At 40.0% G+C, this 14,239-nt stretch carries 11 protein-coding genes and 2 pseudogenes; 4 read left to right on the top strand and 9 right to left on the bottom strand.

Going from position 1 to position 14,239, the window contains the following annotated elements; genetic code table 11:
- Window positions 1-518: 518 nt before the first annotated feature.
- Together NV379_RS14975 and NV379_RS14970 are read right to left on the bottom strand one after the other, a co-directional pair.
- Window positions 519-1,847 carry an erythromycin esterase family protein gene (locus tag NV379_RS14975; RefSeq protein ID WP_258208120.1) on the bottom strand — a complete coding sequence of 443 codons (1,329 nt, stop codon included), beginning with the start codon at window positions 1,845-1,847 and terminating at the stop codon, window positions 519-521.
- Window positions 1,844-1,993, bottom strand: a complete 150-nt coding sequence (locus tag NV379_RS14970) for a hypothetical protein (protein WP_258208119.1) — start codon at window positions 1,991-1,993, stop codon at window positions 1,844-1,846. Before NV379_RS14970 ends, NV379_RS14975 begins: the two co-directional genes overlap by 4 nt.
- 375 nt (window positions 1,994-2,368) lie before the next feature.
- Between NV379_RS14970 and NV379_RS14965 the strand changes: the two are divergent.
- From NV379_RS14965 to NV379_RS14955, 3 genes and pseudogenes are all read left to right on the top strand, one after another.
- Window positions 2,369-3,252, top strand: a pseudogene (locus tag NV379_RS14965) (helix-turn-helix transcriptional regulator).
- 14 nt (window positions 3,253-3,266) lie between these two features.
- A complete protein-coding gene (locus NV379_RS14960; RefSeq protein WP_258208118.1) occupies window positions 3,267-3,392 on the top strand; it encodes a hypothetical protein in 126 nt (41 codons plus the stop codon).
- Between the two features lie 1,132 nt (window positions 3,393-4,524).
- Complete coding sequence (locus NV379_RS14955) at window positions 4,525-5,211, top strand: hypothetical protein (RefSeq protein WP_258208117.1); 687 nt, start codon at window positions 4,525-4,527, stop codon at window positions 5,209-5,211.
- A gap of 581 nt (window positions 5,212-5,792) precedes the next feature.
- Here NV379_RS14955 and NV379_RS26275 read toward each other — a convergent pair.
- The 6 genes and pseudogenes from NV379_RS26275 to NV379_RS26265 all read right to left on the bottom strand — a co-directional run.
- Window positions 5,793-5,954, bottom strand: a complete 162-nt coding sequence (locus NV379_RS26275; RefSeq protein WP_506737378.1) for a YoqH family protein — start codon at window positions 5,952-5,954, stop codon at window positions 5,793-5,795.
- Between the two features lie 132 nt (window positions 5,955-6,086).
- Entirely contained in the window at window positions 6,087-6,593 is a 507-nt protein-coding gene (locus tag NV379_RS14945; RefSeq protein WP_258208115.1) for a barstar family protein, read from the bottom strand.
- A gap of 408 nt (window positions 6,594-7,001) precedes the next feature.
- Window positions 7,002-7,187, bottom strand: a complete 186-nt coding sequence (locus tag NV379_RS14940) for a transposase (RefSeq protein WP_258208114.1) — start codon at window positions 7,185-7,187, stop codon at window positions 7,002-7,004.
- Between the two features lie 114 nt (window positions 7,188-7,301).
- Window positions 7,302-7,805 (bottom strand): DUF2247 family protein, encoded by a 504-nt coding sequence (locus NV379_RS14935; RefSeq protein ID WP_258208113.1) that lies wholly within the window; start codon window positions 7,803-7,805, stop codon window positions 7,302-7,304.
- A gap of 16 nt (window positions 7,806-7,821) precedes the next feature.
- A complete protein-coding gene (locus tag NV379_RS26270; RefSeq protein WP_506737379.1) occupies window positions 7,822-8,661 on the bottom strand; it encodes a polymorphic toxin-type HINT domain-containing protein in 840 nt (279 codons plus the stop codon).
- A gap of 213 nt (window positions 8,662-8,874) precedes the next feature.
- Window positions 8,875-10,491: pseudogene (locus NV379_RS26265) on the bottom strand (RHS repeat domain-containing protein); the annotation flags it as partial.
- Window positions 10,492-10,744: 253 nt separating this feature from the next.
- Here NV379_RS26265 and NV379_RS14925 point away from each other — a divergent pair.
- Window positions 10,745-11,251, top strand: coding sequence for a hypothetical protein (locus tag NV379_RS14925; protein WP_258208111.1), 507 nt, complete (start codon window positions 10,745-10,747; stop codon window positions 11,249-11,251).
- Window positions 11,252-11,506: 255 nt separating this feature from the next.
- Here NV379_RS14925 and NV379_RS14920 read toward each other — a convergent pair whose 3' ends face one another.
- Window positions 11,507-14,155, bottom strand: a complete 2,649-nt coding sequence (locus NV379_RS14920; protein ID WP_258208110.1) for an adenosylcobalamin-dependent ribonucleoside-diphosphate reductase — start codon at window positions 14,153-14,155, stop codon at window positions 11,507-11,509.
- Window positions 14,156-14,239: the final 84 nt, after the last annotated feature.

Below are 14,239 nucleotides of genomic sequence, written 5' to 3'. Positions count from 1 at the left end.
AGTGAAAGTGTATGGCCCTCTTCCATTCTCCATACCAGCCATAATGTCTTTTGGGCGGTATTCGCTGCACTCAGTCAATCGAAGTCCTCTATAACCGAATACATCTCAGGCGACACCAGCATTGTAGTTATCCTATTTTATGCCATTTTATCATTGTGGGTATTTAAAGCTATGAGGAGGAATCAAGAAAAAAAGATATCATCTTGAAACCTCAATTTCCATATTCAAGGTTGGATTTAGCCAATTCTACAACAATCATCGGTCTTATCACCTAACCTCCACACTGGTTAGTCCAATAAGATAATCCGCCCTACTTATAGTAGGGCTCATCCCGATTGATCTTGAACAATCCTGCCCGTTAGCGCAACGCGGCTGACGATCTATGCCGGCAGCCGCGTTTTAATTAAGCTATAGTTTCCCGTTAGTTCAATAACAAAGAGTTCGAAAACTAAGAAGAATATCTTTTTTTTAAACTGTTTCCTTCTAAATTATGCGTGCTCCACTTCGGATAAGCCTATTTACTTGGTCACTTTATGCGGCAAATATGTCGGCATCTTCACTTGTTTGATCAGCAGAACACCGTCAAAATGCCGTCTTAGCTCTATTGGCATCGGCATCATCACCTGATAAGAGGCTATCATCCGTTCGAACATCCACGAATTTCCCCGTTCATTTTCCCGATAAAGTAAATCCATAAATGTATATGGCTGCCCTGCAGCCGACAGAATATCTTCCATAGATCCCGGGATCATCGGATCCAGCTGAAGCGGTTCCCGCGTATTCTCGGCTACTTGTCCTTCGCCCATAAATAGACCCATGACGTAGCTCTCCTGCTGCAGTTCCTTCGGCATGAGCTCTCCCATACTCTTCGGCATGATGGAAATGAGAGACTGTGCTTTGCTGATATGGCCATTATGTCCCCATACGATGATTTTCTCTTCCGGATAAATTTCTGTCGCCAACCACGCTAGGTTGCTGGCCATCGTCCGATCGCGCCATTCCATCATGGACTGAGCGCCACTATAATCGCCTTGCTCTGTTAATAGATTGGATTGGATGCACAGCTCATTGAACTCCTGAATGACCCGAATGCGATCATCTAGCGCCCGCTTCATCAACTTGACGATATGCGGCTCATCGAGATAGTCCCGTTTCAGCGCGTTTTCATTCTTTGCCACGGCCTGCAACAGCTCTTCATACACCTTGATCAGCTCTGGTTTCGCCTTTCGAAATCCGTTAAGGTACTTGCTCATTCTCCACTTATGAACCTCTTTCTCTGCTTGCAACGCTCTGTCCTTCAGTTGTTTGCTTGGAATCCAATTCGCATCCTGAAAAAACGAGGATTGGACCTGAATATCGAAGCTCGCCAGCCGCAAAGGCGATTCGCTCTTATGTGTCTCCTTCATGTACTCGAAAAGCGGCTTCGTCTCTTCCGTCCACCATACGCCAAATATGGAATGCATCATGGTCTCATTGGTCGTAGTCTTTTTCATCCGCCCCTGCGCAAGCGCAGCATCGCCCAAGCCGCTCTCAAATGCGACAATGTTATAGCCCAGCGTTTGGTGCAAATATTGAATAAGGCGTGTTTTGACGAGATTGAATTCGGCTACTCCATGCGAATTTTCTCCTAAATATACAATTCGTTTGTCAGCGAGCAAGGGGATCAGCATATCGAGATCGATAAATTTGTCTTGAGCAATGGCTCCTCCGGTCGAAGACCATGGTTCCGGTCGAATCGTATTCAAGGCGTAAGCGTGATCCGCAGCCCAACGCTTCCAATCGGATAAAGCAGCCTGATACGATCGTGCTGTTCTGCCTTGCTGTTCATGTACTATTGTCTCGTTCATGGGTTGGGATAAAGTTCCCACGCTGCTTCCCCATATGCGGTCTTTACCGGAATAACAGCAGATGTAATCGAGGTACTAAGCATGATCAAAGTGAGCAGCATGCAAAAAAAGCGACGTAAACCAAGGGTATTCGTGTTCCATTTCATTGAATCTGACTCCTTACCGAAAAATAATTTGCATTCTTCTTCAAGAAGAAATAAATTGCACCATGCATTTTTGATAATTATTGCTATCTTCATTTGAACACAATAATATTGATAGAGTTGATCACCTACCATAAAAACTACATTAGAAACATAGTACCACTTAAGATAAATTCTGCTCTTTGTTCAGGTTGATGCTTCTTTACATATATCTTCTGAGATTTCATCCAATCGTTTTCCCAGCGTACGCGGGCTTCTTCTCCATCTCTTTCTATATATCCGTTTCCCGCGTGTTTTTTTCAAAGCAGGCGAACAAAGCAATATATATCAAATAAGCAGCTGTTGCTTCTGTTATTTTATTCCTAAGGAGGTTATAAATTGAGCTACAGTCCGATCATCCAAGAGTCTATTGCATTTATAGAGACGCATTTGCACGAAGAATTATCGCTAGAGAGTATGGCTAAGTTTGCAGGGTTTTCAAAGTATCATTACCATCGGATTTTTCAGCAAGAGGTTGGAGTGACCGTATCTGAATATATCCGATTTCGGAGAATTGCAAATTCGTCCAACATGTTACTGTTCACAGATGAAAAAATTATAGATATTGCCATCTATTATCACTTTGAAAGCCAAGAATCGTTCACCCGTTCTTTTAAGAAATACTATCAATTACCGCCAGGGCAGTATCGCAAAATCATGGGCAAATTAACGATGCAAAGGGAGGAAATAAAAATGCAAAATGAACAATTATTAAAAGGATGGCAATTAAGCGGGAGTCACCCCTTCAATATCAGATGGGGATTGACCGGGAAACCTTCCATCAAGGGAAAGCGTCCGGATTTTTAAAGTCGGTTACTGTGGTACAGACGGAAGGCGAATTTGCAACGATGATGCAGCAATTCAAAGCGGACAAATATATGAGCAAAAGATTAAAGCTCTCAGGGTTTATCAAAACAAAGGCAGTAAGCGGGTTTTGCGGATTCTGGATGCGAGTCGACGATGCTCTTCATGATATACTGCAATTTGATAACATGAGTGACCGCCCCATTATCGGAGATACGGAGTGGAACCATTACAGCATCGTGCTGGATGTGCTGGAAAATAGTGCCGTGATTGCTTTTGGTGTGCTGCTGTCCGGAAGCGGGAAGGTCTGGATCGATGGGCTTCAATTCGAGGCAGTGGATACCAAGGTGCCTACGACGAATATGGATTTTATGTGTGAACTTCTAGACGAACCTATGAATTTATCGTTTGAGGAGTAGAGAGGTGTTGCAGAATGAATGATTCTTTTAAACAAAGCCTTGGCATTGTCATTGGTCTTGTGATCGTTGCGGCCGTGATGGCTTCCAAGTGGTTGATCGGAAATATGTTCGTGAGCTTGTTAAAAGATATTTTTAATTAAAGTCCAACAGTAAAAGTAGCAGTTAGCTTGCACAGGACATGACCTAAAATTTACAACATGATCCGAAGTACAACCCTAACACTGATTTCAGACCACAAGTGAATTAGTTGGAGATACGATTGAAAATTGCATATGGTAAACTGGCTCGAATCTTGGTCGGCATAGCACGTACAGGACAAGCTTACATCCCACACAAAGCTCTGCCCCGTCAGTAAGCAGCTTAACCGTAATACCGTTTCGTTGCACGTGCCTTATTCACGAACTTCATAAACAATTCCATATGTAGAGTATTCGCAAAATTATTGAGCTATCCTGCCCGTTAGTTCAATGATTTATCAGCCACGTTATACCATAAAACACCATCGAACGCCAAACTTATCAATAAATGACACTAGACATGGACTGAAGAAAATTGGGCCTATTGTGGTGATTGTTTTGCTGTTATCATTTATTATTTGATATGCCTCTCTTAAAACTTCCTCGTTTTCAAAAATTGCAACAATTTCTATAGTGGACTCAGCTTGGGCCTAGTTTCTTCTAAAAGCAAAAGGATAGGCCGATACTTCACTTCTACCTTATCTAAGTTATTTACGATTTGAACCCAAACATAGTCGGACACACATTTATAATCAGTATCATCTTTAACGGTTCTATACGAGTGTTCATAGTACATTCAATCACCTTCTTCATGTTAATAGCCGTTTAGTGTTAACATGAATTCTTTCCATACAATTCTTCATTTATTTAGAACCTCACTTAAATTTATACGGTACTAGTTTGAGTTTTACAAAATAATTAAATTTGTAGGTATTTGTAGTCATTTGGTACTATTTACAAAATTACACAAGAGGTATATATTTCAGAAGTAGATATTTAACTATTAAAGCTTTTTAGCTTTTATAGAGGCTCAATCGCTACTCGACATGGGTAAATAGACTGTGATTGTATGTGGGGGGACAAGCACGATAATTGGTTATCATTGTAAAAGTTTGTGCATTTCATGATTACTCATGCCCGTAGAAGCTCCATGTCAAGTCACTCTATCTCATAATCGAAGTATACTTTCGTCACAAAGTATAGCGTAGAGTAAATTATCTAAATATTAAAAATTATATTTTTGGAGGGACTAAATTTGAAGAAAACTATTGTGTCTGCGGCTTTATCTATTGCTTTATTATCAACGTTTACATCTGTATCTTTTGCTACCGAGATTAATGACTCGTCTAAGCAATTAGTCCAGAATCAACAATCTGCAAATGAGATGGATAGAAGTTTTATAAACAAAGTCGACCCATTTGTTACTTTGGACGAATCAACACATCTATTTCTTCTATCGCCAACGGCTAAAAATAAATTAACAAAAAATGAAATTGAGACAGTTAACGGTATTTTGAAAAAAGCTAATGAGGCTATTGGAAATCTTCCGAATCAGGCCAATTTATTTTCTACAAATCAAAAGAGTGTAAAAAGTAAAGCAGATGTTATGGTTCGCATAGACACAAGTAGCTATTGGGATGTCGAAATTTTTTGGTGGGGACCACGTTTATTTCTGTCCCACAGGGCAATTGATAACGTAAAAACACAACACGCTAATGCTGCAGCATATCTTGCATCAGGAGGACCAGCTGCTGCATTTGGTTGGATTATCAGTTATATTGGAGTTACCAATGTAACTGTTATTGGTGCTGTTTCTTTTGTTGGTGGATGGTTAGGGAATGTAGTATTAGATAAAATAGAAAGCACGGATAATGGAATGGGTGAATATATCGATATTGGTATTTGGTGGACTCCGTTATCTTCTATTTATCCTGCTTGGTAGAAACGAATGTATATAATTTTAATATTTATTTTGTATCTTTGTTCCATATATTTTATGGAATCTATATCACTGGAACAAAGTTTAAAAATTGTGATATTCTTATTAACTGAAGTTCTTGGATTTATACTTCTTTATTGGCAAACAAAGTCCAATTCTCATCTTAAAAAAACTAGAATTATTAGTGTAATACTTATTGTACTGGGCTCTATTTATCTCTTAAAGTCATTCTTCACTACATGACATGCATAAATAGATGGTGATTCGAGCATGCAAAGAAAACATTAAGAAACAAACTTTTATTGTATCCAATAGCTTTTTACGGAAAACCGATCATTTGATTGCCAATGACCGGAGCGTTAGTGGTTTATATGATTTAAGAGAGGAATCGTGAGTTTATGGTTCGAAAGCAAATTGTTAAAAATGCTATTCAATGTAAGCACTGCCTCGAAATAATTGAATCTGTTATTGTATGATACAAAGAACTGTGTATGTGGAGTAGTAGGGATAGATGGGGGCAAGGGTTATTTACAAAGGCACGGTTTTTTTTGATTATGTTGAATTATCGGAGTTGAGTGATTAGTTTAATGTGAATTAATACTACTTGGAGTAGGAAGATGGTTAGCATGAATACTTATGCTGGTGCGTGGAAAACTTGGTTTTAATTTTACTTTATTGACCAGGGCTGCTCCTTTTGCATTTACAAAGTCTGTATTTATGGGTTCTAAGACTGAACTGCAAGGCATAGATACATTAGCAATTATCGATCAGCGCACTTCCGAAAATTAATAAAGCCATAATCATTCGACACTGGGTGGGGTGTTATAAAGAAAGACCTTGAGGATTGCCGCCTCCAAGGTCTTTTAGCGCTTCTTAATTCATATTTTTTCCAACACTATACCAAAACCATTTAGTTTCTTAATGAAAACTTGTTCTGTATCTTTGGCACAATGAAACACAATATTAAATGGAGTAGGAACAGTCTGAATTGCCCCAAAGTCCCTGCCCTCTTCCCACTCTTTTACAGAACTTTCCAAAATACTGGCAAATGCTTCGAAATCAGTATTAGATAATTTTAAAATGTTCTCGACATTGCTTATACATAAGACATACGCATCTGCTTGTAACCATGTTAAATCATTCAAACATTCCTCAAATGCATCCCAATTTTCCCCAAAATAAAAGGGGAATTGCAAAACAGCGGCAAACTCATCGAATAGTTTTTCAGCTGTGACACATTTTTGACCTCGTATCATTTTGGCTATTATCTTCTTCGAATTTGACTGCTTCACCCTCCATTGAAAGTCTGTGAAATTCGAAATGTCACCATTACTAATATAAAACTGCGATTTGCCTAAAACAACATCAGATGTACTAGTTATCATATTATCTCCTGTCATTTAATTTTGATATAAGTTTTATAATGATTTTTTGTGTAATAAGCCGTACCCCCATCGGCAATTACAAGCCTTTCAGCACCCCTAGATAACCTTGAGGAGCGTTATCAGTTTCCTTGATTTCTTCTGCCACCACGGCTAATACCGCAAGTACAAGTAAGCATAACCCATTCCCAAATCCCAGTGGTAAACATACCCTTTATATCAAACCAGTCTCGAAATGACAATGCGAGTTGATTGTAGAAGTTCACTGCACTCCATGATATTCAATTGCAACTTTGTCTCTGAAAGCTTTACGTTATTCATGTGTTCCCCCACTAGCAAAACTTTTGACGGACTTTTCGCTTTTATAGAAATGAGGGAGTGGGTGGCTAGCCTTACTACATGACCTTCTCTTTATGCAAACTGGTTGTCACCAGATTGTCTGAATATACGCATCCACCGTTTCATACGATCCTTATCCTGAATTCCATAATGCTCCTTAATCTGCTGATAGGTCCATTTCTCCTCCAAGTGTAGCCGAATAGCTTCCAACTTTAATTCCTCAGAATACGTCTTAAACTTTTGTCCCTTAATCGCCATAAAAAATGCACCCCTTAGAATTCATCGGATAAACCAGGGGTTTTCCAATGTCTATTCTAAGGAGTGCACTCCATTACCACCCCCAAGGTTATTATTTCTTTTTTTCAATAAACCTTACTTAGAGTATTTTATCTTTTCTTCCTCTAAGAACATTTCCCAATTGTTGTAGAGTCTCTCAACATTCGTTTCTATAGAGCTAGATACAGGTTGTTGTACTGGCATATATCGAACAAATTTAGAGATTTCCTCAGGATAATCAAAATCAGCATAAATGGTTTCGACCATGCCAAGAGGATCTGAAAATTGCTCTTTATGTTCAAAAACCCAATTCAAGAGTAAAAACAAAAATTTCTCTTGCAGAGTGGAACCATCTTGTTCAGAACTTTGGTTTGTTATCTCATTCAGATATGGGTATATAGACTCTTTACTATTAACCCAAGCTAAGTCAAAAACTTTCTGAGGTGGTTCTTGCTCTTTGTCAATAACATATTCGGCATGTTCTACAGCAGCCTTATTAGTCATAAAGCCATGTTCAACAGCAAACAATAGGTCACTCCAAGTTAGGTTTACGTGGCTTACAACATAATTATGAGGGAGCAAAATATTTAGAGTGTTCATACTGTCTCCTTTCCTACTATTTTTTTACTCTTTGGTTTGGCACTCCATTTATTATTCCGCCTTCAATAAACCGCTGATGAGATACTGTAGCATTGGAATCTATAATATACTCGTATATACCGTTTTTTCCATCAAGACCACCATTAACTTGAAGTAATGTACGCTGAATTCCATCTCCACCTGTAATATTAAAGGTTGTACCTTTACCTATCTGTGCTTCTGTTAAAAAACTAGCCGCCCTGTGACCTGGGTCTGACTTACTTAATGCAGTACTGCTCCTATCGGCATTATTAATAGTTTTTGCGGCGGACGCGGAATCCATGCACTGTGTATTATGCACCCAAATCCCAATACCCGTTACATAATACGTATGATAGTCCGCTACAGTAAAGTTATAAACCGTAACTGGCTCATCAAGCTTAACGAACTCAACCTTATCAATTGTCAGATTGCTTCCATCAGACTTTTGAAGTTTATCGCCCACTAGCAATTCATCTGCGAAGACCCACCCTTTACCTTCAACCCAAAACGGATGATTATCTGTCGTCTCGATGATTTGCTCTCCAACATATAGTTTAATAATATCATCACGTTGGTTACGATATAAAGCCGTTACTTCCTTATAGGCTAACTCTCCATTAGAATCATATTCATTCTTGGCAAGAACCTTATCTCCGACTTCAATGTCTTCGATATTCTCCTCCCCATCGTCTGTTACGACCTTCGTTCCAGCCGTGAAACAATTACATGAACTATTTTTCTTGGTTTGTACAGCATTCTCTGTTGTTTTTGTCGTCTTTTTAATTTTATTTTTGTTCGATCCTATTTTAAATATTAATTTACCGAATTTAAGCATTCTATCTAAAGGAGTTAAATCAGCAACAGCATGCGCTTTATCCAGTAAACCTGCGTTGGGATCTGTCCATGGACGAATAGTATCCGTTACAATACTTGCACCCATGCCATAGAGTATCTTTCCTGCCTCTGTCCATGTAGTCCGATAATCATCGTTATACCAACTATTGTTAGATCCATCTGCATCCATATCATAAATAGCATGCCCACTTGGGTCATCATAACGTAATGGATTATTATGCGCATACGTATATAAATTCTGACTTAGCGGGTCACTAAGCTCACCGTTATACGCATCCTCTTGGATAAACCGTCCTACACTTGGATCATACCACCGAGCTCTAAGATATTGCAATTCGGTCGTTTCGTCGTAATATTCGCCGGAGTAGAGGAATACGTTGTCTACTTTATTTGCTAGATTGTTACCTGCTGTTGGTAGAATCTTACCCCAAATATCATATTTATATTCCGCTATTTTCTTTCCTTGGTCATCCGTAATCGATACGACGTCACCGCGTCCGTTATGCAAGTAATATTGCTTACTGCCTGCTTGATCGACCTTGGCTACTAATTGACTTCCACTACGAATATAGCTGTATTGGCTCGTCTTCTCGCCTTCCGTCTTTTCTTCTGCAATAATATTCGCATCTGCATCATAGTAATAACGAGATACTTTTCTATCACCTGCGTCTACTTGGTTCTCTTCGGTACGTTTGATCATGAGACCTTGACCATTGTAGACATAAGATACTTGCTTCGCTTTACCGTTGTTCTTAGCTGGAGATTTCACTTCTAGCAGTTGATCTCGGCTATCATATTTGTACTGATTCTGCGAGATCTGTGGAAGCTGATCCGATTGCAGCGTTTCACGGTTACTTCGGCTGTTATACTGATACGTTTCTTTAAACATACTATTCGTCTGCACACGATGCAGGGGATCGTAAGTTAAAGAGGATGTAACTTGACTGTTCTCTTTTAACTTCGTGATATTCGCATAATCATCATACTCGTAACCATAACTGCCTAGTGCTTGTCCAGCACCTGTCTTATGCGTAACATCCGACAACATACCTTCTGTGTAGGTCTGGTTGGTTACGATCTTACCTGTGTTAAGATCGATACGATCCAGATTACCTGCCTTATACGTATAGGAAGCATCCGGCTTCGTTAAGTCTTGTCCGACTTTATCCAAACGACCCGCTTGATAGGCACTATTGGTCACTTTGCCAAAAGGATCTGTCATGCGCGTAACTTGCCCAGCGATATCATACTCATAGCTGAGCTGCTTACCATCGGGATAGCTGATCGATTGCAATAATCCTAGCTTCGCTCCACCTGCTGTATAATCGTATTGGTATTTTGTTGTGCCTGTATAATCGTTCATTGTTGTCATACGACCCGCTAGATCATAATCGAATGTAATCTCGGGATCATAAGTACCAATTTCTCGATTTGTTGCCGTCTTCTTCTTGAGTCGATTACGGGTGTCATACTCATACGTGAAGGTATTCCCTTTGCGGTCTGTTAGGGTCTTCTCATTACCTTCTTTATCGTATGCATGCAGGGTTTGACTCTTATTCTCATCTTTTTCAATTAACAAATTTCCAGATTGATCATATACCTTTTCAATGAAATTATTATCTGGATATGTCACTTGTTTGAGCAGATTAGTCTTCGTATATTTATAAGATGTTTTCTCATTCTTCGGTATTGTTACAGATAGCAGTCTACCTAACGCATCGTATTCTTGCGTAGTCTTATTGTATGACTCTTCTACAAAGGCATAATGCTCTCTAGACTCCAGAACTCGACCTTCAAAGTCATAACTGTATTTCGTTGGAAGCTTCTGCTTCTCTCCGCTATTGCCCCAGAACTATCGAGTCTCAGAAGAAGTAATGATTGAAACTTCTCGCAAACATATAAAACACTTCACCTTTATGTTCAAATTGTACTAAAATAGAAAAAGTGTTAATTATATTTAATTAGCTCTTTTACTAATTAAATATTTTCCCAAATAATGAGAAATACATACTTCTCTTATAAAGTGGTCACTGTTTCTACTAATTAGTCAAAGGTGATAAATCTTGAATTTAGATCAAAAGTATAAAGAATCCAAACTTCCCTTTAATCATTCATTAAAAGAAGTAGATCAATTCTTAAAAGAAAAATATAGCGCTATTGAACTGTCGAAGGATTATTTTAAGTATATAATTAATGATCCATACGTAAATTTTAATAATGTTATAAAGTGCTACAAGATTGATGATGCTACAATTTTAGATGAATTGTTTAATGACAGAGAAAAAGAAATGCATGTTGTAGTATCAAACTTTTTTAATGAGGAGGGAATAATTAATCTTGATGATAACGCCTTATTAAATAAAAATATTCAAGTAGGTAACTTGCTTCATATCATTCTTGAAAGTGACAATGGTGAGAAAATCACATCTTTTACGCTTCAAGGTGAGTGTCGTAAAGTACGTAATCAATTGATTATTTTAAAAGGTGTAATTCCTGAGGATTGTATTCCCGGTAATGTAGATTATGATATGTACTTGCAGTCCCTATGGGAAGAAGGCTATCTTAATTAGCATTTAATCAAATTTAAAATGACACATGAAAAATGACGTTGTGAGGAGTTGATCCTGCAACGTCATTTTTCTTGTTCTAACGATCAAATCAAAATCATTAAATACGTGCCACAAAGGACACTAATAATTGTATAATAATGCATAATTATGCATTTATCAATAATTATGGAGATTTTTTCTCAATAACTTGAAAATTTATCTCAGTATTTATGACACCACACAAGCGTGTTATGTCTACAAGCTACTTCAACCCCTTCAACTACAACGGCTATACCCACAATTCGAACATGATTTACATCCCTCACTATTAATAAGCGACGCACTTCCGCAGGACGGACATAGATCAAGTGATGTCATAACAGGGTCTGGGCTCACATCTACCTCTTCTTTTACTTGTATGGCCGTATTTCCACTAACTGCTGCTTTCATAGTTGGAGCCACCCCAGCAGTCACTTCCCTAGCCGCGGACAAGTATGGCGCCGCACTTTCAATCATGAATTCCGCATGTGTCTCCAATGCCTTCGCAACCGCATCGGCAATAGACTCTACGCGGTTAGCGCCGAAGCCAATTGCACCTGATCCACCAATGCCTTTCAAGTGTTTCACAAGCAGCTTCACTTTGTTGCCGTGATCGCCGTAACGCAAGAACAAGGAACATACGCGACCTAGCGCTTCTGCCATTGCGAATACGTCTGAACCTGCTTTCCCCACATTGAGGAAAATCTCGCTTGGTGTACCGTTCATATCGTTGATCGTAATGTATGCCATACCAAATGGCGTGTTGATCTTGTATGTTGCACCGCGCAGTATTTGCGGACGGCGTTTGTATTCTTTATCCACTTCAGCTTCCGTTTGAGTATCAATACTCAAACTCACAGCCTTCTTCTCCACTGCAGCAGGTGTTTCAACCTTCGCCTCAGCTTTCACTTCTTCTGTGCTCTTCATATCATCCAGCTTCTTCTCGTCATCCTTCTTATCCGAAGTCGACAACACCTGCACATCACGACTACCATCACGGTAGATCGTAACACCTTTGCAGCCTAGCTCGAACGCGAGTTCATATAACTGCTTCGTATCTTCGATTGTGAAGTCTGCTGGGCAGTTCGCTGTCTTTGAGATCGAAGAATCGACCCAACGCTGAATCGCGGCTTGCGCGCGAATATGATCTTGCGCAGACAATGTCATGGCAGTTACGAAGTAATCTGGCAACTCTTCACCCGGATGCGCATCACGCCACTCTTGTGCGATTGGTACATACTGCTTATCGAAACCTAAGCGGCTCTGACGGAAGTATTCGAACGCGAAGTAAGGCTCAATTCCTGTCGAAGTCCCTACCATTGTACCTGTACTTCCTGTTGGCGCTTGCGTGATTACGGTAACGTTACGCATACCGTTTTCTTGAATTGCTGCACCCACTTCTGGGAACGCACTCGTCATATTTTGCATAAAGCCGCTTTGCAAGAATGGTTCTGCAATAAAGTGCTCGAATGAGCCTTTCTCTCCTGCAATCTCAGCCGAGGATAAGTAAGCTTCTTTAGCCATAAATCCATATAGTTTATCTAGGAATTCGAGTGATTCTTGCGATCCATAGCGAATTTCAAGCTTAATCATTAGCTCTGCAAGCCCCATCGTACCCAGACCAATACGACGCTCGCCTTGTTGATTGATTCTATTTTCTTCAAAATGATACGGCGTCTTGTCGATCACATTATCGAGGAATCGCACCGAGTAACGAACCGTACGACCAAGATCGTCCCAATCCACATCATGGTTATCTGCATCGTAGAACTTCGCTAAATTCACCGCGGACAAGTTACATACGCCCCATGCTGGTAAGCCCTGCTCGCCACAAGGATTCGTACAGATAATCGGGTTGAAGTACCACGAGTTCGACATGTCGTTATAACGCTCCATGAACACAACACCCGGCTCTGCCGATTTCCATGCCATCTCAATAATTGTATGCCAAATTTCACGAGCACGAACGGTCTTGTGTACCTTCACTTCTTTTCCAAGTGCTTTCCAAGCGTCCAGATTGCCGTCCCACTTCGTATCATAATCTGGATCTGTCGTATCTGGGAAAACTAGATCCCAGTCTAGATCCTCTTTCACAGCATGCATGAACCCGTTGCTTACGCACACCGATAAGTTCGCGTTCGTAATTTCACCCATAGTCGATTTCACGGTTATAAAATGAAGCAAATCTGGATGCCAGTCATTCATCATCAACATCAGCGCACCACGGCGGCTGCCGCCTTGCTCAATTAACCCTGTCGTATAGGAGAATAATCCACCCCAAGACACCGCACCAGAAGATGAGCCATTGACCCCTTTAACAATTGCACGACGTGGACGTAGAGAAGACAAGTTAATCCCAACCCCGCCGCCGCGAGACATAATCTCCGTCATTTCCGTTAGCGTCGTCATAATTCCACCACGGGAATCATGCGGAGATGGAATCACATAGCAATTAAATAACGTTAACTCATCACTCGCATCTGCTCCTGCCGCAATACGACCTCCAGGTACAAGCTTCCAGTCATCGAGAATATATCTGAATTTATCCGTCCATTCTTTCTTCTTCTCAGGTGTTGCTTCAACCGATGCCATCGCCCCAGCCAGACGATCCCACAATTGTGATGGGGAATGCTCTCGGTTTAAAGTCAATTTCTCAATATGAGATTCCACAATATCACCTAAGCGAAGCTTCACCTTCACCTGTTTACCCGTACGTTCGACAACCTCGCCTACTTCTTTAGTTGGAAACTTCTGATCATCCTTCGTTAAGACAAGAACGGTATCTCCGACTTTGGTGTTGTTTGTATCTGCATCCTTAAGCGCATATCGATCCAGGAAAATTTTCTCACTTAGACCTTCTAATTTCTTCATTTGCATGGTTCCCATCGTAACAACATCCTTCCCAAATATAAATACAAGACCAACCATATAGCACAGGCCAAGCCTTTATGCCATTCATTTTTATGTAAA

The organism is Paenibacillus radicibacter (assembly GCF_024721995.1).
Taxonomy (GTDB): domain Bacteria; phylum Bacillota; class Bacilli; order Paenibacillales; family NBRC-103111; genus Paenibacillus_AM; species Paenibacillus_AM radicibacter.
This window is presented reverse-complemented; position numbering and strand designations above follow the sequence as displayed.

What these genes read in the sequence shown, in the direction of transcription:
- NV379_RS14975 (WP_258208120.1), bottom strand. Translation starts at nt 1,847, where the DNA reads ATGAACGAGACAATAGTACATGAACAGCAAGGCAGAACAGCACGATCG.
- NV379_RS14970 (WP_258208119.1), bottom strand. Translation starts at nt 1,993, where the DNA reads ATGAAATGGAACACGAATACCCTTGGTTTACGTCGCTTTTTTTGCATG.
- NV379_RS14960 (WP_258208118.1), top strand. Translation starts at nt 3,267, where the DNA reads ATGAATGATTCTTTTAAACAAAGCCTTGGCATTGTCATTGGTCTTGTG.
- NV379_RS26275 (WP_506737378.1), bottom strand. Translation starts at nt 5,954, where the DNA reads ATGCCTTGCAGTTCAGTCTTAGAACCCATAAATACAGACTTTGTAAAT.
- NV379_RS14945 (WP_258208115.1), bottom strand. Translation starts at nt 6,593, where the DNA reads ATGATAACTAGTACATCTGATGTTGTTTTAGGCAAATCGCAGTTTTAT.
- NV379_RS14940 (WP_258208114.1), bottom strand. Translation starts at nt 7,187, where the DNA reads ATGGCGATTAAGGGACAAAAGTTTAAGACGTATTCTGAGGAATTAAAG.
- NV379_RS14935 (WP_258208113.1), bottom strand. Translation starts at nt 7,805, where the DNA reads ATGAACACTCTAAATATTTTGCTCCCTCATAATTATGTTGTAAGCCAC.
- NV379_RS26270 (WP_506737379.1), bottom strand. Translation starts at nt 8,661, where the DNA reads ATGCTTAAATTCGGTAAATTAATATTTAAAATAGGATCGAACAAAAAT.
- NV379_RS14920 (WP_258208110.1), bottom strand. Translation starts at nt 14,155, where the DNA reads ATGGGAACCATGCAAATGAAGAAATTAGAAGGTCTAAGTGAGAAAATT.